This is a genomic window from Halonotius pteroides, from assembly GCF_003605635.1.
Taxonomy (GTDB): Archaea; Halobacteriota; Halobacteria; order Halobacteriales; family Haloferacaceae; genus Halonotius; species Halonotius pteroides.
In genome coordinates, this window is record NZ_QMDW01000020.1 from 17,615 (window position 1) to 44,062 (window position 26,448).

A 26,448-nucleotide genomic window follows, 5' to 3' on the forward strand; every position below is an offset into this window, starting at 1 on the left:
TGTTGGCGAATATCCATCTATCAAAACCACCAATAGGCTCATACAGCCTGCAAATGTGTTGATAATAGCCAACGCCAATAATAGCTGGTTGGAAATCGCCATTATACTATGACTGAGAGTACAACCCCGGCATATAGAAAATTGACGTTTGTGATAGCTCAATATTAACCAATATAACCTCTGTGTCTTGCACAGGTTGATAGCATCATTTTGAGGCAGATACCCCTGTTTTACCATCCTCAGTAAGCATCGAGTTCGGTTGTCTCGACACTGTGGGCGTTGAGTTTGTTTTCGATGTGAATCTTCAATTCTACCAGAATTGAACCATTTTGACACAGTGAATTTATTCAGGCCAGAGCCGATTTACAGCCAAGTGTGGGAAAACTTGAGCGGCCAGCCGTTCGGTGGGTGATTGCGTGTGTGTTTCTTGCTGTCGAGCTGTTGCTGTTCGTTGTCATTCCTGACCCAGGGGAAGGGGGCAGATATGTGGTCACTCCCGCCACCCAAGCGATGTGGACAGTACTCTCGTTTGTATTATTCTTCGTGCTGTTGTCGGCGTTGAAAGATCTCGGCGAAAGAGACAGGCCGCTCGCCTATGCTGCCGAGCAGGTTGAGAGTACCCAGCAACGACGGGCTATGTATATTCACAAGATAGCCCAGTTGGTGCGGGTTGAGACGACTGGGCCGCTCGCATCGTGGTTCGCTGCCAGCTTCTTGATTCTTCTGGCGGTTGGGGTGGCAACAGAAAGCGTCTCCGGACAGCCAGTTCGACTCATCTGCACGACAAGCATATATGCACTGTTGGCAGCCTTTGCAGCCCCTCCTGTCCGTGGCTACATCACCCGGAAGCTGCGAGTGACGATCCCACGGCCGATTGTGGTCATCATTCTCGTTGTGGGGGCCATCCTGAACCAGGCGGCGGTAGCCCCACCACTAACGACCTAAACTAGTTAGGACTGCTTCGTTCAGGGATCAAGGTCGCTGACTACACCCTCTACACCGGTCACTTGGCGACCTATCAGCTACTGAATGGAATGATACGCCAACTGCTGAATGCAGCGCGCGTATCTCATATATGAGTATCTCTAATCTCAGTCGGGGCAACACAGCCGAACTACTCGATCACTAGTTGTACTTCTCATGATGTGTGAGCGTATACACCCACACGCAACGGAATAGATGCAAGGCACATGGATAGCAACGTAAGTGCTGTCCATGTAGGGGCGTCACCAAGCAAGACTTGGACGCCAAACATGAGTACAAAGAGTCCGGTGAATCGGATTCGAGCATCTGCCCAAAGCCGCTGGAATCGCTCACTTATGAACGAGCCATACGTCAGAGCAGTGGCGAGACTGATACCGAGAGTTGTTGGGCCAACGAGTGATTGTGGCGTAACTGAGAGGGTGAGTGAGCCCGGTTGCCAGTATATCGTTGCGCCAATCAGAAGCGATAGCAAGCCATACAAACAAACATACAGATAAACGCCTGAGCGAGAATCTGGTTCGCTCAACGTCGTTGGAAACACCTGCATATAACTGGACGACACGCTGTACAATAATAACTGTTCAACCACGATCTCAGCGCCAACAGCACTTGGAGGTTGATAGGTTGGCCGCTCTATAAGTGTAAGTATATTGCTACTCATGGTAAATCAGCCCTGTTTGCTGAATCGTTTGGGAGGTAAACTCAGCGTAAAATCGAGACGGTTGCTGTGCTGAACTGAATCTCTATATCCTTCACTCATATTCAACCATATGACATATCTGCCAGCTTTTTTCACCGGATTAGGCAAGGGCCTCAGAAAATAGCGGGCTGTTTCAGTGGGTTTAAGCCCCAATCAGGCCGGATAACTGTATGGAACGCGTAGATGTCGCCATCGTCGGTGGCGGTCCGGCTGGGGCGGCCGCGGCCCACGCTGCCGCCGACGAGAACGCCGAGGCGGTCGTCCTCGAAAAAGGCGTCCCCCGAGCCGACCGCGACGTTCTTGGCCCGGATTCGACAGATGCCGCCGGGATCCTCGACTACTGGGTTGACGTTATGGGGGTTCACCCGGATGAGTTTCCCGATGATGTCATCTGTCAGGAACTCGACCGCGCGGAGTTTGTCGGCCCGACGGAGGATTGCACGCTGACGAGTACGGGTATCGACTCCTCATATGACCATTTCGGGTACACCTTCCAGCGTGCGCGATTCGACGACTGGCTTCGGGAACGGGCTGAGGCCGCCGGTGCGAGTTATCGGGTCGGCGTGCGGGTCAGAGATGTCGAGAGCGATCTTGCGACCACCGGCGACGAGCCTCGCCACCGGGTCGTGGTCGCTGACGGTGAGGCTATCGGTGCCGATGCCGTGGTTCTCGCTGACGGGCCACAGCGAACCGTCACAAACCAGGTGCTCGACGACTACCTTCCTGAAGACACACCGGCCTCTGAGCGGTTGGCCGCTCCGAAAGCCAACCACATCGCCTACCAGGAGTACCGTCGGGTGCCCGATGCTGTCTTTGAGGAGCTCAAAACGGCGATCACCTTCTGGTGGGGGCATATGCCCGGCCACACCGCCTACCCGTGGGTGTTCCCGAACGATGACGGCGTCTGTCGGATCGGGTTGACGATGCCGATCGGGCTCGACATCGACGCGGTTGCGGATCGCGACGCCTACCCGCTGCTCGAAGCTGACGACGAGACGATCCCGAACGGGGCAACCTACATCCGCCGCCTGCTTGAACTGGAATGGGGCGATACATACGATATCGAGACGGACTTCCCGATCGTCGAGGATCGCGGCAAACGCGACGGCACCGAAACCTACAGTATCTCCTCGACGCAGCCGATCGAATCACCAGCCGACGCCGGGATCGCCGTCGTCGGCGGGGCGATGGGAACCACGTCAGCATTCCATGAGGGCGGCGACCACGTCGCCGTTCGAACCGGCGCCATCGCTGGTGAGCTGGCGGCCACCGGTGAGCTGGCGGCGTACAACGACCGCTGGCGATCGGCGATCGGCGACGAGTTGCTTCGGAATGTGACGTTTGCGGAGCTGTGTCGGGACTACGGCCCGGACGACTGGGATCGCACGTTTAAATCGGTACGAGGGATGCTTACCGCCGAGGGGGTGAATCTCTTCGAGATGAACACGCTCCGCTCCGGGCTCTCAGGAGCGAAGATCCTCTATCAGTATAAAAAACAGAAACGCCGGCTGCGGAAGCAGGGATACACGCAGTTGACCGAGAACGACTACGTCTACTGAGCGACGTGGCGACTACGGTCGCTACACGATGGGCTGTGACACGCGCTTGCGGGGACAACGTCGTCAAAAGATCCGATTAGACTTTCGCGGCTTTCTTCCGGGTGATGTAGCCGGCGACACGGTTGCGAACACCCTTTGATTCGACGGTGGTGAGCTTGCTGACGTGTTCCTTGTTCGTCTCAAAATCCGTATTGAACGCCTCCGGATAGTCCTCAAGCAGTGTGCGACCGAGCTGCTTGACGTACTTCGGTTTGATTGCCATACACGAAGTTATCCGGAACACCACTAAAACGATTCGTTCCGCGACAGTCGTCGTTCAGTCCGCATCACCGGTCAGCGACCGCCAGTCGGTCGCTTCACTAAGCGTTTCAAACGCCGCCCGCTCCCGAGGCCCCCCACATTTTTCTACCGTTTCCGCAAAGTACGTTAGTCGATCGAGCAACGTTTCGGTGTCGTAGCTCGGCACATCCAACCGCGAGGCGGCGACGGTCGCATCGATAACGGCCCCGAAGCCACGGTTGATCGTGTGTGGTCGCTCGGCGGCGACAGTCCCCGCGTCGGTTGGCCGAAGCGCCCACCGCTCCCACTCGGTGCCGCCATCCGTGCCGGTTGCGACGGATTCAACTACAACCTCTACCCATGCGTCGGCACTCGGCAATACGGGATGCTCCTCCTCCCGGATCGTCACCGCGGCGTCGACAAACGCTCGTGGATCAGGGGTGAACTGGACGACACCACCGCCCTGTCGATGAAAGTTGCGCTTGGTGCGGGTGTTGCCCCACGTTGTCGCTTCAACGGGTTCGCCCGATTTCTCGGGGGCGTGTAACCCAAGCGCAGCCATGTTCCAGCGATCGTTCGGGCCGAGGGTGGCGACGATCGACTCGGTGACGCCCCGGAGCGCAACCGGCCAATCGCTGGCGACGTCTTCGCCGGAGGGCCCGTCGTCGCTGGTCATACAGATAATCCGCGTTCAAGCGCAATAAACAGCGCGGCGGCGGCCAGATCCGCCGTCGTACCGGGGTTGTAGCCGGCATCAACGAACTCCCCGGCGAGCTCCTCGGCGGCTGTGAGGTCGCCGTCGGCAGCAATGCGCTCGGCAACTGTGGCGGCCCGTTGGGAGACCTCGCGGGCGGTAGCCGCGTCGTGGGTAGTCGCTACGAGCGTATCCGGCTGCGCAGCCAGCAAGTCGAGAAAGAGTCGCGCCGTGCGATCGCCGACCGGCCCACTGTCGGCCAGCAATTTGTCGGCTGCTGTGAACGCGCGGTCGAAGCCGGTGACCCACTCGCGGGCGTTGCCGTCAGGAACCCCCTCGGCGGGGTCGGCCGCCAGTTCCATGATCGCAGCCAGTGGTAGTTCTCGCTCCCGCAACGTCGATTCAGCCGCGGCCCCCCGGCGGACGTCAAGTGCGTCAGCATCCGGCGGCGGGTCGCCGACGGCGACATCGACGTGCTCGAAGGCGCGATAGAACTGCACCGCGTCGTCGACGGTCGTTGCCGCAACGATCTCGCTAACGCCGGCCGGTGAGAGATCATCCGTCGCAGCAGCCCGAACCAGTGGGACGAGCAACAGCAGGCAGCCAAACTGCGTGTTGCCGCCCTGTTGGGTCGCCATGCCGGCGACCGCCTCCTCGAAGGCGACGCCGACCGGATCGCCGGCTTCCGCCCGGCGGAGCCCCGCGGCCGCGCCGACCGCACCGGCCATGAAGTGCTCAAAGCGGAGCCCATCGAGATCGCGGTGGCGGTCGACATTCCCTGGCTTTGGGGTGCCACTAACTTCGAGCAGCAGGGCGAGTTGCGCGTTTTCGGCTGGGGTTCGGTCTCGATCGCTCTCAGCCGGCGGCCGGGTGTTGTCGCTCATGGGTTCGCCTCCGGGGTGTGCTGTGTAACGGCGTCGGCGACACGGCGCAATACCTGGCCGTCTGGATCGCGGCTCGGTCGCCCGACGCTGACGGCGTCGGCTCCGAGGCGACGATACTCGCGAACGCTGTCGGCGTCTCTGACCCCGTTGTTCGCGATCACGAACAGCTCGGTCGCGTCGGCAACCGCACCGACAACGGGTTCGGCGTCCATCGCATCGATATGGATCGCATCGCCACCGGCCGCCTCGATCGCCTCGGCGACCGCGAGGAGATCAACGCCGTCGACCTCGGCTCTGACCTTGACGCTGACAGCTGCCCCTTCCTCGGCGGCGACGGCGACGTAGTCGGCCAGCCGGCCGCTATCGGCCAACAGGGACTCGCCACAGCCGACCGCACGGAGTTCCGCTTGGCGACAGTGAGCATTGATCTCTAAGATCGCATCGTGGTCGGCACAGATCGCTGCCGCCGCTCTGATCGGGTCGGCGGTCGTGGTTCTGACGTTGATGGCTGGGCGAATCGACGCGGTATCGGTGGCGACCGCTCGGAGTTGGTCGTCGATGAACGCCAGTGGCTCAGCCGGGAGGAACTCATTGCGGTCGCGGGCGACAAGCTGACCGGCGGCCTTGCGGGTGGGTGCATCGAGGGCGATCCCACCGAGAAACGCCGCGCCCGCGTGATCGGCGGCAGCCAGTGCCCACTCGGCGTCGGCTTCGCCGCTCAGGCTGGCCAACGCGAGCGGTGGCTCAAACACGCGCCAACGCCTCCCGGATCGCCGCGAACACGCGCTCGCTGTCGGCGACCGTCTCGATCGCGGTGTCGGTGCGGACGACCGGCCGATCTAGCTCGGTGTCGTCGTCGGTATCAAGCACGAAGGCGTCGACGAACGGGTAGGCGTCGGCAACACCCTGTGTACTCGGTTCTCGGCCGGTCGCGGCCATGAGATCGGCCGCCGGCCCTGAAAAGACACGATCGTTAATAAATGGCGAGACAGCGACGACCTCGGTCTCGTCGAGGGCGGCTTCGACGCCGTCGAGGGCGAGCATCGGGCCGATGCTCGTCACCGGGTTTGAGGGGCCGATGATGACCGGGTTGTCGAGAGCGTCGAGCACGGCGTCGGTTGGTTCAGCGTTGTCGGCTCCGCGGAACTCCACATCGTCGACAACAACGTCGCCACGGTGGCCAACCCAGTATGCCTGGAAATGCAGCAGTCCCGAATCGGTGTGGATGAGCGACGCGACCGGATCGTCACTCATCGGGAGCAGCGTCACCTCGACATCGAACGCATCGGCGAGAACCGCGGTTGTCTCGGTGAGCGAGTACCCCTCGTCGAGCAGGCTCGTTCGTGTGATGTGGACGGCCCGATCGCGGTCGCCGATGGTCATGAACTCCGCGATTCCAGAAAAGCGTCGCCAGCGGGCGAGTTCGCGGCCGGTGGTCTGGTTGTCGTCGGGGAGAAATCGCGGGCCATCGTCGAGGCCGGCGGCGTCGGCCAGCCGGTGGAGTTCCGCGGTTGTTTCGTGGCTGTCGCCGTCGATCCCCCACCAGCGGTCGGTGTCGAGTACCCCGCCTTCGTGGAACAGCACCGTATCGAGATCCGGACAGACGAGCAATCCGCCGAGTTCGACATCATCGCCGGTGTTGCCGACAACGGCCACCCCGGCGGGATCGACGTGAGCTTTTGCGCCGGCCAGCAGCTTTGGCGTTCCTGTCCCGCCGGCGAGCAGCGTATGCATACCGCTAGTTCGGCTCCAGGCTGTTTGTATCCGACGGCTCTTTGCCAGCCCACACCAAGCCGGTCATATGAACGAAACACGACGAACACTGTTGTCGGCCTTGGAAACGGGAGCGGCAACAGGCCCAGCACTCGCCGACGAGTTGGGTGTCTCGCGGGCCGCCGTCTGGAAACAGGTCGACGCGTTGCGTGAGGCCGGCTTCGAGATCGAGAGCACACCGGACGGCTACGCTGTCACGAGCGTCCCGGCCTACGGCGCGGCCGCAATCGAGTACGAACTTGAGGCGCCCTATACGGTCGAATACCACGAGTCGATCGGAAGTACGAACGACCGTGCCCGCGAGCGTGCGGCCGACGGCGACCGGGATATCGTTGTCGTTGCGGATGAACAGACCGGCGGCCGGGGGCGACTTGAGCGCTCGTGGGACTCGCCGCCCGGTGGGATCTGGGCCTCGACGGTGCTCGATCCGACGTTGCCGGCCGCCCACGTTCCGCTTGTCACGTTAGCCGCTGGGGTTGCTGTCGTCGATGCCTGCCGTGCCGTTGGCGTTGAGGCGACGCTCAAATGGCCCAATGACGTACTCGTTGGCGATGCCCCCGACAGCAGGCGCGGCGATGCTGACGCAACTACCGATGCCGCCCGCGGCGGTCAGAAGCTCGCCGGCATTCTCACCGAGATGGAGGGGGAGGCCGATCGCGTCTCCTGGCTGTTAGTGGGGGTTGGGCTCAACGCAAACATCGCACCCGAAGCGTTGCCGAACGACGCGACAAGCCTACAAGAGCAGATCGGCGCGGTCGATCGCCGGGCGGTGCTGCAGACGATTCTTGAATCGCTGTCGGCGCTGGTGGCTGCCCCGGAGACGATCATCGAGCAGTGGCGGGCCTACAGCAGCACGCTCGGCCGGACAGTCCGTGTCGACACGGGTCGAAACGAGATCGAGGGGAAGGCCGTCGACGTCCAGTTTCCCGGCGCGCTCGTCGTCGATACCGACAGCGGCGAGGAAGTCGTCCATGCCGGCGATTGTGAGCATCTTCGGCCGGTGTAACCAGCTTAGAGGTAGCCGAGATCGCTGAGCCGGTCTTCGAGTTCGGGGTGATCTGCGATAGCCTCCCTGAGCGTTGAGACCTCCACCTTACTGGCTTCCAGTATCTGAAGTGCCGATCGCAGTTTGTAATGTACCTCCTGGTCGTCGGTGTCCTCGATCACCGATTCAAGCAGCGTCTGTACCGTCTCCAATGGATCCTCGCTCATGGTCTGTTTGGGGGCTGGATGAGTATAATCGGTCTGCTTCCGGCTCTGAGTCGCCAGCGGTGAGTCTCACTCGCCGTGGCGATACGTTTCGATAATATCGTCGAGAACCATCGCCCGCGGGTCGGTCGCGGGATACTGCGTATCGATCAGCTCGCGGGCGGTATCGACCTCACCGCGGAGGGCAAACTGCCGGACGCGGGCGGCGGCCTGATAGAACTCGCCGTCGCCGTCACCCTCGGGCTGCTCGCGACCTACGGCGTGATCGGGAAACACCTCATCGCGGACAGCCTCGAAATCCAGCATTTCGGGCTCGTAGTCATCGACCTCGGAAAGAACGTATTCGACGGCAAACCGCTGGAACTCCGATTTACTGGAAAACTGGTCGCCGGAGACCAGCTCCTCGACCCGATCCATCACCGTCTCGGAGAACCTGACTGTGGATTTGACCATTTGTCTTCGGTGTTGGGTGGCAGCTACGTAAGCCTATCCCAGCGTCAGACGCCCGTCAGCCGCCGATGTGGTGGAAGCGACTCCAAGCGAACGGTCGGCGATCAGCCCCGCCGATCGCGGACGACATCGATGGCCTTCCCCGGCGCGCCGAGAACGTTGAACCCGACGCCAACAAGCACAAACAGGGTATAGAGGCCAAGCGTCGACAGAAAGATGATCAGCATAGCGAGGATCGCTAGCCAGTCACTCTGGAGCCAATAAAATGCCCCGAGGGTCATGACGGTACCGTACAACAAGACCAGATATGGCCCCCAGCCGCGGGCGTGGCCGCGGCGGCGCTTTCGGCGAATGTAGCGTTCGAGGTCAGCTTTGAGGGCTGGCTTATCGACGGTTCGATCCTCGATATCGGCCTCGAAGTCGTCAAACTCCGCGCGAAGCTCCGCAAGGCGGGCGTCGAGATCGCTGATATCCGGGGCCCCACGCGGCTCGACGCGACCGCCGTCGCTGGCGGTCGGTTTGTCGGCACCGGGGGTGTCGCCGCCACGTTCCCCATCGTCAGCGGTCGACTCCTCGGCGGTTCGCTCAGGCGACATGTATCCGACACCTCGGCTGGGAGGGTGTTGTAACCACCGATCCGGAACCGCGATCGGTCGGCGGGTACTGTCTCAGGTTGGGTCGCCACGCTGTCGATGTCGGCCAGTATCGGGCTGATGATCGCGCCCAAGGTCGCGATGTCCGCTGCGAGATACAGTCATGTCATCAGCAACAGGGTGCCGCGAACAAACCGCATACGCTGTGTACTGAGTTGTGCTCATGCTTCCGCCGCCCGTCGCCACAACCGGCTTGATCGTCGAGACGGCCGCCCGAATTCGAGCGTGCACGGATTGCTGGTGTGGGGAGTCGCCGAACGGTAGTTGGTTGGGTTCGGGCTCCGCTGTCGGTGCTCAACGTGTATTCTCGTTTCACAGGTTGCTGAACAGCCACATTCCTCATTACCACCGTCTCGGTCGGCTTTAGCTCAACTGAGCAAAGTCGATTGGTGTAACGACAGAGATAGCGGGCGTGCAGTATGGATCGCCCACACAGTGCAGCCGTTGGATCCCTCAATCGAAGGGTGATCACTTCTGGGATGTAGTCGGGCTCGAAAAAAGTATATTGGCTGTCACACCTACATAGAGATAGTATGGCAATACAAACGTCGGGCGTCGCGGAGACGCTCCTCGATGAGCCACACGTCGAGGGGCGGCGAATCTCGGTGCTCCAGCTCCGCGACCGTGTCGAGGAAATCGGCGACACACCGCCGGCGACCGCTGCGGACTATGACCTCGACCTCGCGGCCGTCTATCAGGCGCTCGCGTACCACCACACGCACCCGGAGAAGATGGCGGCCGTCCGCGAGGCGCGGCAAACACAAACCGACGCCCGCCGCGAAGAGATCGACGCGAACCGACCGGATGGCGTCACACCGCCGTAGATGGCTGGTGCTGAGTGAGGCTTTTTGATTGGTGAGAACGTCGGGCGGGAGGCCGCTCACCACTCACCCAGCGTGGGTATCACGCCGATCTCGTCATCGATGTTCTCGAACCCGGTGTCGCAGACCGCAGCGAGATCCTTCCATACGCCCGCAAGCACGGTCTCGTTGTCGTGACCAAGGATTGTTCGGATTTTAGCGCGCTGCCACCGTCCGAACATGAGGGATTGATTCTCGTTGCGAACCACACTCATTCGCCGATCGATTTGGCGGCCGCCATCGGCACGCTCGTCGATACCTATCCGTCGCGTGCGGCGTTCCGTGGGCAAGAGGAATTTATCGATGACTGGGTTGCTCACTGAGAGATCCCCCCAACGTTTGGTACCAACCCAGCCAGCAGTTCAGTTGTCGGCACCGGGAGCCGCCGCCTCGCGGATTTCTGTGACATCCGCGTCTGTTTTGAACGCCGTCCCGCTGTATTGGGCGTGAGTCGCCTCGTAGCCCGCCGCGCGCAGATCCTCAAGAAACTCGTCCATCGCGTTGGCCGGCACGCCCCACTGTTTGCAGAGGCGATGTTGATCGTAGTGAGTCGGCGTATCGAGTTCAGCAGCGACCGTCGCCAGCAGTTTGTCAGCCTGTTTTCGTTCGCCCAATTCTGGGCTGAGTTGCTGGCGAACCAGTTCGGTAAACTCGCTGTCGGCGACCCCGCCGAGCCAGATTGGGCCGGCGGTGACGACGCGGTTGCTCCCACAGTTCGGACACGTCTCGGGCACCGACTCGGGATACCACCCAAACGCATGCTCGCGGGCGAGACAGTCCTCGCAGTGGTGGACAAACCCCAGCGATTCGAGCAGGTCGTCGGCGCGGCTCGCGCTGTGATCGAGTTCCAGATACGTGCGGGCGTAGTGGCGGCTGACGTGTGAGCAGATCGGTTCGGCGGCTACATCGTAGCGGGCAGCCGTCCGAACTAACGCGGAGATCAGCGTTCGCAGCCCCATCTCAGGGTGGTAGTCGGTGTTGCGCGGCACCGCGCTGTACTTGCGTTTCCCGCTGTTGAGATGCGCTCCACAGATCGGTGCGGTGTCGGTCGCCGTCACACAGACCATATTGCGGGTTTGAGCGAAGGCAGCGTCAGCGAAGGGGATCGGCGTCCCAAATGGATCGAGATCGACGATATCAAACATCTCCTCATGCAGGAGGGCGTTGACGTTGCGTTCGGTGGCTGTCCCATCAAGATCGTTGCGAGCGAGGTTCTCGCGGGCGAGGGCGACGGCCTCGCTGTCGGTATCACAGCAGGTCACGTCGTACCCCTCGTTTGCGGCTCGTACGCCCCGAATCCCGGAGGCGGCCATCCCATCGAGATAGGTGGCAACACGCGGTTCGCGCTCTTGGTAGGCCCGCAGCACGGCAACCGTGATATCCCGATTGAGTTCCATTGTCGGATTGAAGAACACGCCGTCGCCGCTGCCCTCCCGGGTACCGTCTCGTGGCTGCTCGACGTCGATCTCGACGCCGCCTTCGCTGAGTTCCATAGCGACCGTGGGTACCGCCGCCCGAAAAAGGACACCGAACCTCATTAGGCCCGGTGTGCTGTAAGCCCGCTGTGAGCGAGGTCGACGACTGGCGGGCGGCACTCGATGCGGCCGGTGAGCTACAGCCGGCGATCGTCACCGCCATCCTCTCGGCCCACGGCGACCGCGGCGGCAAGGCTATCGATGCGGTGGCCGAACAACGGGTGAAGCGGTACCGTGATTTCACCGTCGTCGTCGGCTACGAATCCGAATACGTGATCGAAGACGGCGGCTGCACCTGCAAGGACAGCCAGTACAATCTCGACGCCCATGAACAGTGTTGGCACGCGCTGGCCGTCGAGATCGCCGAGCGTATCGGTGCGATTGATCACCACGACATGTGGTACTCCGACGTACGGGAGTTCATGTAGGCTGTGGCGACCTCACCGCGGAGCTGTCGTCAACACATAACCAAATAGTGGCCCGAAGGCGGCGACCAACGCCGCGGCGACAAGCGGCTCAGCTAGCCCAGTCGTGCCCCCGGCGATGACAACCAAGCCGGCAGCTACAGCGAGGCCACCGAGCAGTGTGTTTCGGCGTTGTCGCTGTGTCGGCTGTACGCCGCCGACGTAGAATAGCCAACCGGCGAGGAAAACGAACAACGCGCTGATCGCCGCCGGGCCGGTGGCAGCGACCGTTCCGACAGCAAGTAGCCCAGCCGCACCGAGCGTCGTTACGACGACAACAGCACGCGGCTTGAGGCTCGCTGGTGGGGTGCCGTAGCTGGTGGCGTAGCCCGCAACCGGCAGAAAGACCACGAGCGCCAACAGCCAACCGAAGACAACCGTGTCGATGGTTGGTGGCTGTTGGCGAACGATCTCGCCCCAAACAACAAGTGACGCACCGCCGGCAACGGCCGTGAGGAGTCGCGGCGGTAAGACGCCAGTCGGTGAATCGCTGGTACGTACCGCGTAGGCCCCGAAGGGGTACCAGCAGACGACGGTGGCGACGATCGCCGCGGCCGGATCGCCAAGCGAAACGAGGACGAACCCGCCGACCCCGCCCCCGAGGATCCCCCCGGCGATTAGGGCCAACTCGGGCGCATACCGGTTCATACAGCCACCTGATGGCGGGTGCCAAAGAGTCACGCGGTTTGCGATCCCGGCAGCGGAAGCGTTTAGACGGGGGATTCGCTACGACAGTGTATGGCGAACTGTCCACTGGCGGAGGACTGTCCGAGCTTCTCCGAGCGGATGCAAGGCATGGGGTGTCAACACTACGAGGAGAACCGCGGCGGCGCGGAGTGGTGTCAACACTACGGGATGCCGATCACCGAGCTCAAACAGCAGCCGGTCACCCCTGGCGAGGAGGTCATCGTCGACATCGACGATATCCACGAAAGCGGGGCCGGCGTCGGCAGCACCGAGGATGGCTTCATCGTGTTTGTCGATGGGCTGCTCCCCCCGGCCCGTGCGAAGGTGCGAATCGATCGTGTCAAAGGCAGCCACGCCCGCGCAAAGAAGGTCGTCGAACGGCTCCCCCTAGAGGACGACGAGGAAACAGCGGAAGACGCCGATTCGGATGATGACGAGACCGACGATACCGATGCCGACGACAGCGATACTGCGGAATCGGCCGATGAGGAGGACGACCCAGACAACAGCGACGACAGTCCGAATCGCCCCGACCGCGACCGCCTCGGCAGCCGCGAGAACTTCTGGGGTGGCTGAGGCCCCCCATCGAGCGATGCCGCCGTGGACAGCAAAGTCTGTAGCTTTTTGCGATCCCCCGACAATAGCTGAGCAATGACTGACAGCGATGGCACGCCAACCGCGACGCCACCGGATGAGGACGGCGCGTCACTCGATGTGGACGCACTCCTCGACCGGATCGGGTTCGATCCCGAGACCAATGTGTTGACCCAGCGGCAAGCCGAGGTGCTTGCGCTCCGGGAACACGGCCTCCGCCAGCGGGATATCGCCGACCGACTCGGCACCTCCCGGGCCAACGTCTCAAACATCGAGAGCAGTGCCCGCAAAAATGTGCAGAAAGCGACCGAGACCGTTGGGTTTGCCGAAGCGTTGTCGGCACCCGTGCGCGTCGAAATCCCTGCCGAGACGGATCTCTATGACGTGCCGAACCTGATCTTCGATGCGGCCGACGAGGCGAACCTGAAGGTTACCTACACCGCCCCCGACCTGATGAAGTTGATCAGCGATGAGGCTTCGACGGCGATCAAAGGCCGGAACGTCAGAACCAGACTGTTCGTTAGTGTCACCTCGGAAGGTGCGATCCGGGTTCGACAGACGACGCACTAGCTGTCGGTATTTTCGTCTCCGTTGGCGTCCCAGGTTTCGATCCGCCCGGCGTCGATATCCTCAACACAGCCACGGCAGTCGACGTGTTCGGCGTCGAAACAGGCAGGGCGGCCTTCGTTGTCGACCTTGGCGGCGCGCTTCACCCCATGGCGGCGGCACACGAGCTGCGCACGGCCGGCATCGTCGGTTGGCAACGCCGTACTCGCGTCGTCGTCAGTTTCGGCTTTGCCCTCGCTGAAAGCGGCACGCGTGCGTTCGACGTTCCGGCCGGCTGCGCGGAGTCGCTCCCGCAGGAACGTTTCAAGCCGGTCGTCCATAGTTATCCATCGATGGCTGTCGGTATAGACTCGTTGCTGGTGGCGTTCCGGGCTTGCGTTACCGTAGTGTCACTGAAGATGTCTGATGTGCTATCGTTCAACCCCGCGGCTTGCTGTCGGATTTCACTTTCAGCCTGCTCCCGATATCTTTTATACGATGCGACACCAACCGACATATGTCTCCCATTGAAAACACCGCGGAGGCAACCACCATGACCGAACTGCGAACACACGCAGCTGAGATCGCCGAACAGTTCTCAGACCACGTCGATGTCACCGAAGACGAGGTCGAATCCAAGCTCCAACAGCTCGTTGAGGAGTACCAAGTCCCCCTTGATGAGGCCACCCGGAGTGTCAGAAACAGCTACCTCGAAGCGGCCGGCATCGAACGCGAGGAGATCAGCCAGGGCGGCAGCGACCAAGTGCTGGTCAACGAGATCAACCAAGACGAGCAGTGGGTCGACCTCCGCGTCAAACTGGTCGACCTTTGGGATCCCCGTAGTGACTCCATCTCCCAAGTTGGTTTGCTGGGCGACGAATCGGGGACGATCAAGTTCGTCGCGTTCAAAACCTCCGAACTGGAGAAACTGACGGAAGGCAAATGCTACGAGCTCTCGAATGTCGTCACCGACGAGTACGAGGGTACCTACTCGGTTAAACTCAACCGCACGACGACGATCACCGAGATCGACGAGGCGGTCGAGGTTGGCGACAACAGCGACACCGTCGAGGGTGCGTTGGTCGATGTCCAATCTGGTAGCGGCTTGGTCAAACGGTGCCCCGAGGACGACTGTACGCGCGTCCTCCAGAACGGACGGTGTGCCGAACACGGCGAGGTCGACGGCGAGTTCGATCTCCGTATCAAGGCTGTCCTCGATGATGGCCATGAGGTGCAGGACGTGATCTTCAACCGCGAGGCAACCGAGGCACTGACCGGAATCGAACTGGACGAAGCCAAACAGCTTGCAAAAGATGCCCTCGATACGACGGTCGTTGCCGACGAGATGCGCGCCGACATCCTCGGCCGGTATTTCACCGTCACGGGCCCGACGCTCGGCCGCTACGTGCTGGCCAACGAGTTCGACCAACACGACGGGCCAGCCGATGCCGAGAGCGTGCTAATCAAAGCGAGGTCGATCTAAGATGAGCGAATCGGACGCCGAATCCGTCAGCCGCGAGGTCGCACAGCGTGTGTTCGCCGCCGAGTTCAACGACGCCAGCTACACATTCAAGGAAAGCGATGACGACCGCGCGCCGGTGTACCTGCTGTTGCCGACCGGCGAGCGCGCCAACCGGATTTTCGTCGTCGGCACACTCACCGAAACCGAGGATGTCGGCGAGGACAACGAATACTGGCGCGGCCGGATCGTCGATCCGACGGGGACGTTCTTTGTCTACGCCGGTCAGTATCAGCCCGATGCCGCAACCGCGCTACGAGAGCTTGAACCGCCAGCCTACGTTGCGGTCGTCGGCAAACCCCGCACCTACGAAACCGACGAGGGCGGGATCAACGTCTCTGTGCGCCCCGAGTCGATCACCGAGGTCGATGCCGCAACGCGGGATCAGTGGGTCGTCGAAACCGCTGACCGAACACTCGACCGGATCGACGCCTTCGATGCGGCTGGCAACGAGTACGCCCGCATGGCAGGCGAGGAGTACGGCGATGTTGGCTCGAACTACACTGAGACCGTCGTTGAGGGGCTGGAGAGCCTCGAAACAACGGATGAACTCGGTGCGGATGTGGCTGCCGACACTGACGGTGATCGTTCGGATTCAACTGACGATGACATCGAAAGCGACGCAGTCGATACGGCTGATCCGAGCCCACAGCCGTAGTTGCACTCGCCGCCGTTAGCGATCCGGTTTCGCGCTTGTGTTAGCCTGAGTTCCGCGTCGACACGCCGCGTCTGACGAATTATTAAGTATTCGCACCCGTCATGTGTGAGCAACCGAGCGTACACCATGGGAAACAAAAACAAGACCATCTCGTTCCGTGTCAACGAGGATTCCTTCGAGAAACTGGGCGAGATCGCTGAACAGCGTGATATCTCCCTGTCGGCTGTGTTCCGAGAGTACGTCGAAACTCTCGTCGCCCACGATGGCCACGTCGAGGTCGTTCCCGAGGCGCGCATCGACGATGCTGACGACAGCGATGCGTTCCCACCGAAAGTTGAGGTGCCGAAGAGCTTCGTCCGCGAACACGAACGGCTCGAACTTGAGGCCGACCACCTCCGCGAACAGCTCGAAGAGCACAAGCAGTACGTAACGTATCTGCATGACCGCCTTGATGAGCAAACTGAAGACGAAGAGGAGGTCGTCCGGCTGGAGGATCTCGATGCGGAGGTCGACACGGGCGAAGAAGACGAGCCGACCTTCCGGCTCGGGTAGGTTACCCTGTCAGATCCCGTTTTGCGGTGCGAATCGCTTCGCTCCGGCCTGTGTCCTCAATGTCGGCCAGTGCCTCAGCAGCCTCCAGTGTGCGGACTGATTGATCGAGAAATGAGAGGATATCCCCGGAGTACGCATACAGCATGTAGTCGTCGCCCATCACATCGACGATGGCGTCAGGGCCGAACCCTTGGGCGCGAAGCTCCAGCAGGTAGTCGATAAATTTCCGTTCGGCACAGCCACAGTACGGGTGAGACTCACAGCTACAGTCGAGGAAATCCTCCGAGAAATCGAGGACGCGATCGCGAGTCGTAGTGTCGAGTTTGGCGAGGCTATCGCCGGTAAACAGCATATCAAGCGTTGCCCCCGCAAACGCGCTTTTCGGGAAGCTGGTGTCCAACTGCGAGGCGAGCTGGCGATGATTTTTAACGTAGATTTTGTCCGTGATGGCCACAGCTATTCGTTCATAGCGGCGGCGACGACAAAAGCGTCGCGCTCGGCGGCCAGTGGTTGGATGGCAGGTGTTCCCGCGGAGTCCCCGAGTCGTAACGTATATCTTCCCGAACGGAATACGATAGAATGCGTGTCCGGGGTAGGGTAGTGGACTATCCTTCAGCCTTGTGGAGGCTGAGACGCGGGTTCGATTCTCGCCCCTGGACCTTCTCCGAACCTCACCTTATGAGCGTGTGCTCCGCATGGAGCACCGCGAATAGAACACTGTGAGGAGAAGGTCAAAGAAAAGAGAATCGAAGCAGGGAGTGAAGCGAACGTAGTGAGCGAAACGACTGAGGTTCGATTCTCGCCCCTGGACCTTTTTGCTCCGAGAACTTACGCGAGGAGCTACAAGTCCATCTGAAGAGATCGAACCCTGCCAGTCGCGCGCAGCGTCAGCGAGCACGTCTGGCTTCGGTTCGATTCTCGCCCCTGGACCTTTTTGCTCCGAGAACTTACGCGAGGAGCTACAAGTCCATCTGAAGAGATCAAGCCCTGCCAGTCGCGCGCAGCGTCAGCGAGCACGTCTGGCTTCGGTTCGATTACTTGCCTCTGGATCTTCTTGTTCTGATTTGTGATCCCAATAGCTTTGAGCGTGCTATCGGCATACTGATCTAATGACGCCTCGTGGTCGCCGACTACTCGCCGTCGCACTCCTCGTTGGGCTGTTGGCCGGTCTCTCAGTGTGGCATGGCACGCTTGTGCCACATGCGACAGACGGGCGATATCCCGGCCCAGAAGCTATCGTGATCAATGAGGATGTACCTACGGGTGACGCGGTAACAGTCTGGGGGACGGTCGTTGCAGCTGATCCTGTCGTCATCGAAACCGAACCCCGCGGACAATCCGTTCGATTCACGCTAACCGGTGAGCCGGTCGCTGATGTATCGGTTGACACGACCGTGGGTGTGCATGGAACGCTGGCGTCTCCTAACAATGTCGCTGTCGACCATGCGCTGTTGCAAGAATCGTGGGAACTGCAATATCTCTACGGGATCTCAGCTATCGCCGGACTGTGGGTGCTCGGCCGATTTCTCCGTGGCTGGTACCTGGACGGCTCGACACTTTCGTTTCAGCCGCGATCACAAGACGACTGATATGGACACCGCAATCGCCACTATCACTACCGAAACATGATGAGCAACCATTATATACTCGCCCAGTAACGTACCGCTATGACCCAGCGGGCGATCGTCGTCGATGACTCCTCGTTTCAACGAAATATCGTCTCGAATACAATCGGGAACTGGTTTGATGTCGTCGGGACGGCAAAAAACGGCACAGAGGCCATCGAGGTCTTTGAAGCGAAGCGACCGGATGTCATCACCATGGACATCATGATGCCGGAGCTCAACGGCATCGAATCCCTTCGCCGAATCAAATCCCGATCCCCGGAAACGACGATCGTGATGGTGACAAGCGTCTCACAAAACGAGAAGATGCGGGAAGCCGCCCGCGCCGGTGCCGATGGCTACGTGACAAAGCCGGTTGACACCGAAGCCCTCCGCGAGGAGTTCGACGACGTGCTTGATTTTCCGGTGACCCGCTAATCCACCTCGTTATCGCAGTGCTGCAACCAGTTTTTCCATCCCCGCGAGGCCCTTTTCCACGCCTGTTTTTAGGAGCGATCCGCTCTTGAGCGTCCCAAATCTGGCATAGGAGGCCGTCTGTAGCGTGCCAACCTTCGCGTAGTAGCCGCTTTTTCTGGCTGCACCGATCGCGTAATGTTTGGCCGCCATCGGCACCGGTGCCCGTCGCCCCTGGACTGCTGTTGAGCCGTTGCGGATCGCCGTGAGCACATCCTCGCGTGCGACCGCCTCGCGGTCGATCTCCGGGATCGTAATCTCGGTGTAGGCTCGCCCGACGTACGGCAGCGTGTGGGCGTCGCTGGCGGCGACCGTCGGGTAGCCGTAGGCCTCGGCGTACCGCCGAGCGCGTTGGTTCTTGTAGCCGGTGAACAGCCAGGCGTTGAACGTCTCGATCGCGTCCACATCGGGGATATTCCTCTTGCGGACGCCGTGGCGGGTTCGCTGGAATGGATGGGGGACGATGGCGACGCCGCCGCGGTCGCGGATCCAGGTGACTGTTTCGTCGTACGGCGCACGGCGTGGCGGCATCTCATCGATGCCGATCGCAAGCAGGTGGCCGTGGGCGGTTGAGATTTCGACGCCGGGGATCCCGATAAGCCCGTAGTCAGCCGCGAGTTCGGCTGCACGCTTGGATTCATAGATCACGTCGTGGTCGGTGATAACGACGCCATCGAGACCAATGTCGGCGGCGTGTTCAAGAATGAGATCGACCGGCTCGTGGCCGTCGTAGGAGCCCTCCGAGTGGACGTGAAAGTCGAGCTGGAGGGTTGACATACCACTCAAAACACCCTACACGAACAAAAAGCTCGGCACTCGGTGATCGATTACACTGTCGCCGCCAGCCGCTCGCCAACGTCGACACCACACCACAGGGCCTCATGGGCTCGCCCCTCGCCGACAACCCAGTCGCCGGCGAGATAGAGGCCGTGTGTTTCCAGCGGCTCGACAGCGTCACTGTCGACGCCAGCATCCGGCAACGCGTACCGCCACCCCTGATCGTCGACCCAGTCCGGTTCCGTGAGGCGGTCGTCATCGAGCAGCTGAGCGGCCTTCATAGCAGCCTCGCTTGCGGCGTCGTCGAGCGGCATATCATAGTTTGCTGTCGACCAGTCGGGTGCCATCTGGACGACGAGTAGCTCCTCGCCGGCCGGGATGTGGCCGGGCTTGCAGGATTCCCGAGCCAGCCAGCCGATATCGTGGCCGCGGTCATCGTTGACCAGAGCGTAGTATGGGGGATCGATCTCGAAGGGGTAGTGAAGCATGAGCGACCGGATCGTTCGGTACGGCACCTGATCAACGGCGTCGGTAGCGGCCGCGAGGTCGTCGTCGCCGTCGAGGAGTTCGGTCGCCCGCAGGAGGTCGGCCGTCTGGGGGGCCGGCGGTGTCAACACGACGGCGTCAAACGGGCCGTGGGTCGCTCCGTCGGTATCACTGATCGTCCAGCCTGACTGGCCTTCTTCGAGTGTGTCGACGCGAGTTTCTTTCCTGATGTCAGCATCCGTTCGGTCAAACAGCCGCTTTGCGAGTTGGGTGATCCCGGCCTCCCACGTCCATTTGTGGGATTCTGGCCGCTGGCTCTTCGAGATCGTTCCCTCGGCGTCGAAGGGCCATACCGGCGCGTCGATGTCGACAAGCCCGTCGGCCCCAAGCGACTGCAGCAGTTCACGGGTTCGCTCGTCGCTGTCTTTGATATAGTTCGCGCCGTGGTCGTACCGACAGCCGTCTCGACGACGGGTCGCGGCACGGCCGCCGACGCCGCGGCTCTTTTCGAGCACCGTGACCGACACTGATCTGTCGCTGAGTGCGTCGGCTATCCCCGCTGCGGCGAGTCCGGCACCCACGATACAGAGGCGACTCTCGTCGTCTGTGGACATACAGATCGATAGCGCGCCAGCCGGTAAAACCTCTCGCCGGCTGCCGTTTCAGCGATCGAACGAACGGTTCGCTTCCAGCGTCCGAACCCGCGTTGCCAACGCCCACAACAGCGGTAGTATGGTGAGGACGACCGCAGCCCACGCCGCCAGTTGAAACGCCGTTGCCGCCAGTGCGATCGGTGTCTCGCGGGCCAGCGGGATCGCTGTATGGTGTGGCTCACCGACAAGGGGGATAAAGTAGTCAACCGTGAGATCAACTGTATACCACAGTACTGCGAGGCTGACCGCCCGAACCGGAAAGTCGGTTATTCGGTGGAGGACGAACGCTTGGACGACCATGGCGAGATGGCTGACGAGGAGGAAGGCATACAGCGGGAGCGGTGTGAACGCGAGGAACTCCTCGGCGAAGACAACCAACACCCACGGCGTCCACAAGCCGAGTTTGATGTTGCTAAAAAAGGCCAACGTCGTCAGCGTGTCGTTGGCTCGCCCAACAGCCCACAGCGCGAACGCACCCGCAATAAATAGCGTTGCCATCGGGCTGTCAGGGACAAAGAGCCACATTTCTGTGGGCGTCGCGGCAAATTGGGCGCGGTAGTACCAGAACCCAAAGGCGGTGCCTACGAGATTGATGGCGACAACGAGCCAGACGAGCCGGAAGCCGAGATTCTCTATGGTGGTTGGCACCGGCGACAGCCACCACGGCAGCTCATCACGAGCGGGCAGTGACTGTCGATCACGCAGCAGCCGGGGCATACCGGCGGTGGGCCGGCGAGTTCAATAAGTGACCCGATGCTGCTCAGGCACCGGTCTTCTCAACGTGGTACCATGTGCCGTCCCAGCTGACGGCGTACTCAAGAATCGATTTGAGCATGAGGACGCCAAACACCGGGTAGACAAACGGTGCGATGAGCGTAATCGAGGCGACCGAGTCGATGTCACCGGCTCTGGCGTCCGCCCAGCCGACGCCAGCGGCGATAAGCGCGGTGGCGAAAATCGGGAGCAGATAAAACAGTGTGGCGTCGAACAACACCAACACCGAGAGCTTCGAGAGCAACACCAACAGGAAGATGCTGCCGCCGATGCTTGTGACCATCCGCGACATCGAGATCCAGCGGCGGTGTTGGATCCCGTCGGTGAGCCGACCCATCAACGTCGCATGCAGCACTTCGACCTGTCCAATGCGCCATCGCTTGCGCTGTCCCCAGAAATCCGTGAGCGTATGTGGGGCCTCCATCAGGCTGGTGTAGTTTCTGGCCTGTCGCACCGACAGATCATGGCGATAACATTTGTGGGCGAAGGCGAGGTCTTCGGTCAAGAGGTCGTCGTAGCCGCCGACCGTTTCGTACGCCGCTCGGGTAAAGACCGTCGACGAACTCCGGCAGTTGCGGAACCCGGTCAACTCAACCAGCTTGTAGCTGGCATGGAATGTCACGCGCTCACAGTAAGCCAACGTTTCGACGAAGCCGGTTGGCTCGGGGATCCGACGACCTTGGAACACGTCGTGGCCCTCGATGTGAACTGCGCCCATGCCGCTGGCGAGGAACGACTCGTCGACAACCTCGTCGGCGTCGAAGACGGCGAAGACGTCGCTTTCGGATCGCTCGACAACTGTTTGGATTGCTCCGGCCTTCGAGCCTGGATGCTCGTTGATCATCACCGACACGGTATCGTCGGTCATGGACTCGGCAGCCATGATCGTCGATTCGTCGTCGGGTTCGCAGGCGATGATGATCTCAAGATTCTCGTAGGTCGACGCCCGCAAGCTGTCGACGCTTCGATGGAGGACATTCGCGTCCCGATAGACCGGAATAATCGCCGTCAGCTCTGGGCCGTCGGTGAGTTCGGGCACATTGCTCGCAGGTGTCGAGACCTCATGGATCAGCAACAGCCCGGTACACAGAAGGAAGCCGGTAAAAACGAGGCTGGCCGAGATGGCATCAAGCCAGACGATCTCTAAGGAGAGCCACAGCAGCTTGACAGTGAGCACCTGTTGTTGGAGCCCCTGATAGAGGCCAAAGAGCACCAACAACAGGGCGGTTCCAGTCCACCCGACAGTTTCAAACGCACGCCGGAGACGGGCTTTCATAGCGGGGTAGTATCGTCGTTTTATATCGCTGTCTAATAAAAGCTCCCGAAAACGACCCGTAGCGTGGCAGATACCCACCATCTAGCATGGGGGACATCAACAATCGAGACTGTCGATCGGTCTGGTGCACATCAGGGTCAATGGTTTAGTTCCTAGCCGACAGATGAGATGTATGCTATCCGCAGCACTCCCGCAGTTGGGGGCTCAATGAGCGAGTCAGTCCGTTCCCGTGGTCGTCGACGTCCGAACGCACGAGCCCAGCAGTCGCTTTGCCGCCCGACGCGGGAAGCGTATTCGATCCGTACTATCGAGTTCGATAGCGACAACACGGATTGTGTCGGGACGCTGTACCTACCCGCCGAGACCGACACGCCACCGGTCGTTGTGATGGCACCCGGGCTCGGCATGTGGCGATCGTCTGTCCTCCCGGCGGTCGCCGAGCGGTTCGCGGCCGCTGGCTTTGCTGCCTTCGTTTTCGACTTCCGACACCACGGTGACAGCGAGGGTGAGCCCCGGCAACTCGCCGAGCCAGCGAAACAGATCGCTGATTACGAAGCCGCAATCGAGGCGATGATCGACACTGACGCCGTCGACAGCAACCGGCTCGTTCTCTGGGGGTACTCCTTTTCAGGTGGCCATGTTCTTTCAGTCGCTGCCGACGACTTCCGCGTCGCCGGCGTGATCGCAACGGCGCCCTTCGTTGACGGCCGGCAGGAACTTCGTCGGTCGCTGCGACAGCCAACACGGTTCCTGCGATCGACGCTGGCTGGCTTGCGGGACGCGCTCGGCTCGAAGGTGGGCCGCGGCCATGAGGTACGACTCGTCGACGAGCCCGGCGAGTTCGCGGTGCTCACCGCTCCCGGCGCGAGACGGGCGATCCTCGATGCCGTCGACCGCGATTCCGACTGGGTCAACCGGCTGCCGGCCCGTGTCTTCCTCGCGCTGCCGTCGTACCGACCGATCACGACTGTTGAAGAGATTCGCTGTCCCACACTCATCATTGGGGGCAGTCGCGATCAGATCGTTCCCACCGAGGGCCCCGAGGCCGCGGCCGGCCGCATCCCGAAGTCGACGTATATCGAACTCCCGGCCGACCATATGAGCGTCTTCGATGCTGACTTCGAGACGGTTGTCGGCCACCAACTCACCTTTCTCCGGGCGACAGTTCACCATCGGCGGTGATCGCGCGACGACTGGCTGCTGCCGTCGACAGCGACAACCGACAACCCTTAGCAACCGCCGCCCGCAGGCCTCCCTATGACCGCAGACGCCGACCGCGTGGCCGCCCTCGTCGAGCGCGTCGAGGCCGGCGAGCTCCGCCTTCATGAACTGACTGATCACACTGATTCCGACACCGCCGCCGTCGTCCGCCGGCAGGTCGTCGAAGCCGAAAGCGACGCCAACTGTGAGGCGATCGGCGACTACGGCTTCCCAGCGGAGGTCGCTGAACCCAACATCGAGAACATGATCGGCACCGTGCAGGTACCGCTTGGCGTTGTCGGCCCGGTCGATATCAACGGAGCCGCGTTAGATGACGAGCGATACCTCCCGCTGGCGACCACCGAGGGCGCGCTGTTGGCCTCGGTCAATCGTGGCTGCTCGGTCATCAACACAGCCGGCGGTGCGACCGCCCGTGTGACGAAAGCCGGGATGACCCGCGCGCCGGTGTTCAGCGTCACCGACGTGGCCGAAGCCCTCGCGCTTGTCGAGTGGGTTCGGGACAACGAAGCTGCGCTGAGAGATGCCGCCGAGGAGACGACGAACCACGGCGAGCTACAGGACGTGACGCCCTATGTCGTCGGCAACAACGTCTATCTGCGGTTCCAGTATGACACGAAGGACGCGATGGGGATGAACATGGTCACCATTGCCACGAAAGCGGCCTGCGAGGTCGTCGAATCGGAGACGGCCGCCTCCTTGGTCGCGCTGTCGGGGAACCTCTGTACCGATAAGAAGCCTGCGGCGATCAACGCCGTTGAGGGACGGGGCCGCTCGGTGACCGCGGATGTCGTCGTCCCCAGCGAGGTTGTCGCCGAAACGCTTGAGACGACGCCCGAGGCGATCGCCGAGATCAACACCCGAAAGAATCTGCTTGGCTCGGCGAAAGCCGGCGCGCTCGGATTTAACGCCCACGTCGCCAACCCGGTCGCGGCGATGTTCCTCGCCACCGGACAGGACGAAGCCCAAGTCGTCGAGGGGGCAAACGCGATTACGACCGCCGAGGAAACCGACGCTGGTGACCTCTACATGTCGGTGTCGCTTGCGAGTCTTGAGGTTGGCACCGTTGGCGGCGGGACAAAGCTCCCCACCCAGTCAGAAGCCCTCGACATCCTCAGTGTCGGCGGCGGCGGCGACCCTGCCGGGAGCAACGCTGACGCGCTGGCGGAGGCGATCGCGGTCGGGGCGTTGGCCGGCGAGCTCTCCTTGCTTGCCGCACTCGGCTCACAACATCTGTCGAGTGCCCACGAATCGCTCGGTCGCTGAGGTCGGGTCGCTGCTGTCGGCTCACAGCAGCCGATACCGACCGCGACTTTCGGAGGCATCGCCAACCCGACAAAGCTTTTCGAGGAGGTTGCTCGTTTTTTTGTTCGGAACGCCACGGTCGGCAGCGTAGGCGACGATCTCATCTTCAGTTGGTTTGTCGCCGCCACCAGCCTCCCGGACGGCTTCGCGGACGATCTGGTCATGGGAACCTGCTGATTCGCGTGTTGTCTCGCCTGCGGCGGCGATGTTGTCGGCGTCAAGTCCGGCCGCTTCTAGGTACTCTCGGTCGTCGATGCCGGCGTTCTCGACCCGCTGTTCGAGCTCGGAGACGTGAGCAACATCCGCAAAGGTCTCCGAATCGCCCTGCTTTTTCGCCAACAACGCAGATCGGGCCTCCTTCGCTGCTGATCGATCCTCGGATTCGAACAACCGTTTCAGCTTGCTGGTTTGGTGCGTCCGCTCACATCGCGGGCACGTCGCGGAGTCCGCACTGTCGGGATCGGTAAGCAGCCACAGCATGCTGCAGTTGTTGCAGCCAACGACTGCGTACATACCTCTGTCGTCGTGCTGTACTGTGTTGAGTGTGTGGGTCGCGCTGCGGCAGCGTTCGGTTACCCACCGCTGACAGGCGGAAACAGCGCGAGCTCGTCGTCGTCGCTGACGGGCGTGGCGAGGCCGGCATCGGTGATGTTCTCGCCGTTCCGCAGCAGATTGAGATGGGATTCAAGATCGCCGTCGGCTGTGAACACCCGCTCTTCCAACTCGGGATGGTCGGCCAGCAACGCCGCAAGCGCGTCGCCGGCGGTCGGCTCGTTGTCGTCGACAGAGACATCGATCTCGTCGTCGCCGGCGCGTTCGGCGAGATCCGCAAACAGCTTCCAGCGCATACCTGACGGTCGACACGCTGCTGTATGAGCGTTTCGTCGACGCTGCAACAAAAAATAACGAAGCTCGGAACGACTTACTCGTCTTGGGCCCAGTCTTCGGATCGCTCGACGGCGTCTTTCCAGCGGTCGTAGTTGACCTCGATGTCGGCGTCCTCGTCGACAGGGAAGCGTCGGTCGACCTGCCAGTTGTCCCGTAGTTCGTCAACCGTATCCCAGTAGCCAACAGCCAGTCCCGCGGCGTAGGCCGCGCCAAGCGCGGTCGTCTCGTCGACGACCGGCCGGACGATTTCCGTGCCGATAATGTTGGATTGGAGCTGACAGAGGAAGTTGTTTTTGACCGCACCACCGTCGACACGTAGACTTGAGAGGTCGATGTCGGCGTCCGAGACCATCGCCTCGGCGACGTCTTTGGTCTGGTAGGCGATCGATTCCAGCGTCGCGCGAACGATGTGTTCGCGGCGCGTTCCTCGGGTCATACCGACGATCGTCCCGC

34 protein-coding genes and 1 tRNA gene are annotated in these 26,448 nt (G+C 61.4%); 16 read left to right on the forward strand and 19 right to left on the reverse strand.

The genetic code is table 11. The features are described 5' to 3' along the window. The first annotated feature begins 420 nt into the window (after positions 1-420). Both DP106_RS11915 and DP106_RS11925 read left to right on the forward strand, forming a co-directional pair. Positions 421-945 carry a hypothetical protein gene (locus tag DP106_RS11915; RefSeq protein ID WP_240625416.1) on the forward strand — a complete coding sequence of 175 codons (525 nt, stop codon included), beginning with the start codon at positions 421-423 and terminating at the stop codon, positions 943-945. 909 nt (positions 946-1,854) lie between these two features. Further along, on the forward strand, positions 1,855-3,243 hold the full coding sequence (locus tag DP106_RS11925; RefSeq protein WP_120085573.1) for an NAD(P)/FAD-dependent oxidoreductase: 1,389 nt from the start codon (positions 1,855-1,857) through the stop codon (positions 3,241-3,243). 76 nt (positions 3,244-3,319) lie between these two features. Here the strand turns inward: DP106_RS11925 and DP106_RS11930 are convergent, their stop codons facing one another. From DP106_RS11930 to cofD, 5 genes are read right to left on the reverse strand one after another with little or no spacing between them, the layout of a single operon-like run. Continuing rightward, entirely contained in the window at positions 3,320-3,505 is a 186-nt protein-coding gene (locus tag DP106_RS11930; protein ID WP_120085575.1) for a 30S ribosomal protein S17e, read from the reverse strand. Between the two features lie 54 nt (positions 3,506-3,559). Further along, the gene (locus tag DP106_RS11935) at positions 3,560-4,198 is read right to left on the reverse strand and encodes a DUF447 domain-containing protein (RefSeq protein ID WP_120085577.1); all 639 of its coding nucleotides are present in this window, start codon (positions 4,196-4,198) and stop codon (positions 3,560-3,562) included. Next, the gene (locus DP106_RS11940; RefSeq protein ID WP_120085579.1) at positions 4,195-5,100 is read right to left on the reverse strand and encodes a triphosphoribosyl-dephospho-CoA synthase; all 906 of its coding nucleotides are present in this window, start codon (positions 5,098-5,100) and stop codon (positions 4,195-4,197) included. Before DP106_RS11940 ends, DP106_RS11935 begins: the two co-directional genes overlap by 4 nt. Further along, positions 5,097-5,852, reverse strand: coding sequence for a beta/alpha barrel domain-containing protein (locus DP106_RS11945; protein ID WP_120085581.1), 756 nt, complete (start codon positions 5,850-5,852; stop codon positions 5,097-5,099). Before DP106_RS11945 ends, DP106_RS11940 begins: the two co-directional genes overlap by 4 nt. Next, positions 5,845-6,834: a 2-phospho-L-lactate transferase gene (gene cofD, locus DP106_RS11950; RefSeq protein WP_120085583.1), complete on the reverse strand. Its 990-nt coding sequence runs from the start codon at positions 6,832-6,834 to the stop codon at positions 5,845-5,847. The genes DP106_RS11945 and cofD overlap by 8 nt, the downstream gene beginning before the upstream one ends. 67 nt (positions 6,835-6,901) lie before the next feature. Between cofD and DP106_RS11955 the strand changes: the two genes are divergently transcribed. Further along, the gene (locus tag DP106_RS11955) at positions 6,902-7,879 is read left to right on the forward strand and encodes a biotin--[acetyl-CoA-carboxylase] ligase (protein WP_120085585.1); all 978 of its coding nucleotides are present in this window, start codon (positions 6,902-6,904) and stop codon (positions 7,877-7,879) included. Between the two features lie 5 nt (positions 7,880-7,884). Here DP106_RS11955 and DP106_RS11960 read toward each other — a convergent pair whose 3' ends face one another. The 3 genes from DP106_RS11960 to DP106_RS11970 form a co-directional block, all read right to left on the reverse strand. Then, on the reverse strand, positions 7,885-8,085 hold the full coding sequence (locus DP106_RS11960) for a hypothetical protein (protein ID WP_120085586.1): 201 nt from the start codon (positions 8,083-8,085) through the stop codon (positions 7,885-7,887). 66 nt (positions 8,086-8,151) lie between these two features. Beyond that, positions 8,152-8,535, reverse strand: coding sequence for a transcriptional regulator (locus tag DP106_RS11965; protein WP_120085588.1), 384 nt, complete (start codon positions 8,533-8,535; stop codon positions 8,152-8,154). A gap of 101 nt (positions 8,536-8,636) precedes the next feature. Next, on the reverse strand, positions 8,637-9,128 hold the full coding sequence (locus tag DP106_RS11970; RefSeq protein ID WP_120085590.1) for a hypothetical protein: 492 nt from the start codon (positions 9,126-9,128) through the stop codon (positions 8,637-8,639). Positions 9,129-9,718: 590 nt separating this feature from the next. Between DP106_RS11970 and DP106_RS11975 the strand changes: the two genes are divergently transcribed. Continuing rightward, positions 9,719-10,009 carry a DUF433 domain-containing protein gene (locus tag DP106_RS11975; protein WP_120085592.1) on the forward strand — a complete coding sequence of 97 codons (291 nt, stop codon included), beginning with the start codon at positions 9,719-9,721 and terminating at the stop codon, positions 10,007-10,009. 95 nt (positions 10,010-10,104) lie between these two features. Next, a complete protein-coding gene (locus DP106_RS16570) occupies positions 10,105-10,368 on the forward strand; it encodes a DUF5615 family PIN-like protein (protein WP_165857885.1) in 264 nt (87 codons plus the stop codon). Positions 10,369-10,407: 39 nt separating this feature from the next. Here DP106_RS16570 and DP106_RS11985 read toward each other — a convergent pair whose 3' ends face one another. Next, positions 10,408-11,538 (reverse strand): tRNA (guanine(26)-N(2))-dimethyltransferase, encoded by a 1,131-nt coding sequence (locus tag DP106_RS11985; RefSeq protein WP_120085595.1) that lies wholly within the window; start codon positions 11,536-11,538, stop codon positions 10,408-10,410. Positions 11,539-11,609: 71 nt separating this feature from the next. On the opposite strand from DP106_RS11985, the gene DP106_RS11990 reads away from it, so the two are divergent. Continuing rightward, positions 11,610-11,948 carry an SWIM zinc finger family protein gene (locus tag DP106_RS11990; RefSeq protein ID WP_120085597.1) on the forward strand — a complete coding sequence of 113 codons (339 nt, stop codon included), beginning with the start codon at positions 11,610-11,612 and terminating at the stop codon, positions 11,946-11,948. A gap of 12 nt (positions 11,949-11,960) precedes the next feature. Here DP106_RS11990 and DP106_RS11995 read toward each other — a convergent pair whose 3' ends face one another. Next, entirely contained in the window at positions 11,961-12,632 is a 672-nt protein-coding gene (locus tag DP106_RS11995) for a hypothetical protein (RefSeq protein WP_120085599.1), read from the reverse strand. A gap of 90 nt (positions 12,633-12,722) precedes the next feature. Here DP106_RS11995 and DP106_RS12000 point away from each other — a divergent pair, with 90 nt between their 5' ends. Further along, positions 12,723-13,247 (forward strand): TRAM domain-containing protein, encoded by a 525-nt coding sequence (locus DP106_RS12000; protein WP_120085601.1) that lies wholly within the window; start codon positions 12,723-12,725, stop codon positions 13,245-13,247. Positions 13,248-13,322: 75 nt separating this feature from the next. Continuing rightward, positions 13,323-13,835 (forward strand): Tfx family DNA-binding protein, encoded by a 513-nt coding sequence (locus DP106_RS12005; RefSeq protein ID WP_120085603.1) that lies wholly within the window; start codon positions 13,323-13,325, stop codon positions 13,833-13,835. On the opposite strand, the gene DP106_RS12010 is transcribed toward DP106_RS12005, so the two are convergent. Further along, the gene (locus DP106_RS12010; protein ID WP_120085605.1) at positions 13,832-14,152 is read right to left on the reverse strand and encodes a DUF7091 family protein; all 321 of its coding nucleotides are present in this window, start codon (positions 14,150-14,152) and stop codon (positions 13,832-13,834) included. The two genes, DP106_RS12005 and DP106_RS12010, sit on opposite strands and share 4 nt — an antisense overlap. A gap of 212 nt (positions 14,153-14,364) precedes the next feature. On the opposite strand from DP106_RS12010, the gene DP106_RS12015 reads away from it, so the two are divergent. The 3 genes from DP106_RS12015 to DP106_RS12025 all read left to right on the forward strand — a co-directional run bounded on the left by DP106_RS12015 (position 14,365) and on the right by DP106_RS12025 (position 16,540). Further along, positions 14,365-15,294 carry a replication factor A gene (locus DP106_RS12015; protein ID WP_120085638.1) on the forward strand — a complete coding sequence of 310 codons (930 nt, stop codon included), beginning with the start codon at positions 14,365-14,367 and terminating at the stop codon, positions 15,292-15,294. Position 15,295: 1 nt separating this feature from the next. Then, positions 15,296-15,988: an RPA family protein gene (locus DP106_RS12020; RefSeq protein WP_120085607.1), complete on the forward strand. Its 693-nt coding sequence runs from the start codon at positions 15,296-15,298 to the stop codon at positions 15,986-15,988. A gap of 126 nt (positions 15,989-16,114) precedes the next feature. Then, a complete protein-coding gene (locus DP106_RS12025; protein WP_120085608.1) occupies positions 16,115-16,540 on the forward strand; it encodes a ribbon-helix-helix protein, CopG family in 426 nt (141 codons plus the stop codon). Between the two features lies 1 nt (position 16,541). On the opposite strand, the gene DP106_RS12030 is transcribed toward DP106_RS12025, so the two are convergent. After that, complete coding sequence (locus DP106_RS12030; protein ID WP_120085610.1) at positions 16,542-16,994, reverse strand: DUF5814 domain-containing protein; 453 nt, start codon at positions 16,992-16,994, stop codon at positions 16,542-16,544. Positions 16,995-17,126: 132 nt separating this feature from the next. On the opposite strand from DP106_RS12030, the gene DP106_RS12035 reads away from it, so the two are divergent. The 3 genes from DP106_RS12035 to DP106_RS12045 all read left to right on the forward strand — a co-directional run bounded on the left by DP106_RS12035 (position 17,127) and on the right by DP106_RS12045 (position 18,582). After that, positions 17,127-17,199, forward strand: a tRNA-His gene (locus DP106_RS12035). A gap of 450 nt (positions 17,200-17,649) precedes the next feature. After that, the gene (locus tag DP106_RS12040; protein WP_120085612.1) at positions 17,650-18,129 is read left to right on the forward strand and encodes a hypothetical protein; all 480 of its coding nucleotides are present in this window, start codon (positions 17,650-17,652) and stop codon (positions 18,127-18,129) included. Positions 18,130-18,207: 78 nt separating this feature from the next. Further along, positions 18,208-18,582: a response regulator gene (locus DP106_RS12045; protein ID WP_120085614.1), complete on the forward strand. Its 375-nt coding sequence runs from the start codon at positions 18,208-18,210 to the stop codon at positions 18,580-18,582. Positions 18,583-18,591: 9 nt separating this feature from the next. On the opposite strand, the gene DP106_RS12050 is transcribed toward DP106_RS12045, so the two are convergent. Genes DP106_RS12050 through DP106_RS12065 form a run of 4 tightly spaced genes read right to left on the reverse strand, consistent with a single transcriptional unit; the run spans position 18,592 to position 22,584 of the window. Then, positions 18,592-19,395: a CehA/McbA family metallohydrolase gene (locus DP106_RS12050; RefSeq protein WP_120085616.1), complete on the reverse strand. Its 804-nt coding sequence runs from the start codon at positions 19,393-19,395 to the stop codon at positions 18,592-18,594. A 50-nt stretch (positions 19,396-19,445) separates the two neighbouring features. Further along, positions 19,446-20,495 carry an NAD(P)/FAD-dependent oxidoreductase gene (locus DP106_RS12055; protein WP_120085618.1) on the reverse strand — a complete coding sequence of 350 codons (1,050 nt, stop codon included), beginning with the start codon at positions 20,493-20,495 and terminating at the stop codon, positions 19,446-19,448. Between the two features lie 48 nt (positions 20,496-20,543). Then, on the reverse strand, positions 20,544-21,251 hold the full coding sequence (locus DP106_RS12060) for a DUF1405 domain-containing protein (RefSeq protein ID WP_120085620.1): 708 nt from the start codon (positions 21,249-21,251) through the stop codon (positions 20,544-20,546). Between the two features lie 43 nt (positions 21,252-21,294). Continuing rightward, positions 21,295-22,584 carry a glycosyltransferase gene (locus DP106_RS12065; RefSeq protein ID WP_120085622.1) on the reverse strand — a complete coding sequence of 430 codons (1,290 nt, stop codon included), beginning with the start codon at positions 22,582-22,584 and terminating at the stop codon, positions 21,295-21,297. Between the two features lie 207 nt (positions 22,585-22,791). On the opposite strand from DP106_RS12065, the gene DP106_RS12070 reads away from it, so the two are divergent. Together DP106_RS12070 and hmgA are read left to right on the forward strand one after the other, a co-directional pair. Beyond that, positions 22,792-23,766, forward strand: coding sequence for an alpha/beta hydrolase (locus DP106_RS12070; RefSeq protein ID WP_120085624.1), 975 nt, complete (start codon positions 22,792-22,794; stop codon positions 23,764-23,766). Between the two features lie 75 nt (positions 23,767-23,841). Then, entirely contained in the window at positions 23,842-25,068 is a 1,227-nt protein-coding gene (gene hmgA, locus DP106_RS12075; RefSeq protein WP_120085626.1) for a hydroxymethylglutaryl-CoA reductase (NADPH), read from the forward strand. A gap of 21 nt (positions 25,069-25,089) precedes the next feature. Here the strand turns inward: hmgA and DP106_RS12080 are convergent, their stop codons facing one another. The 3 genes from DP106_RS12080 to DP106_RS12090 all read right to left on the reverse strand — a co-directional run. Beyond that, a complete protein-coding gene (locus DP106_RS12080; RefSeq protein ID WP_120085628.1) occupies positions 25,090-25,620 on the reverse strand; it encodes a DUF5817 domain-containing protein in 531 nt (176 codons plus the stop codon). A gap of 59 nt (positions 25,621-25,679) precedes the next feature. Beyond that, the gene (locus DP106_RS12085; protein WP_120085630.1) at positions 25,680-25,955 is read right to left on the reverse strand and encodes a ubiquitin-like small modifier protein 1; all 276 of its coding nucleotides are present in this window, start codon (positions 25,953-25,955) and stop codon (positions 25,680-25,682) included. Positions 25,956-26,029: 74 nt separating this feature from the next. Continuing rightward, positions 26,030-26,448, reverse strand: a 419-nt coding sequence (locus tag DP106_RS12090; RefSeq protein ID WP_240625418.1) for an FGGY-family carbohydrate kinase, incomplete at its 5' end; no start/stop codon positions are given.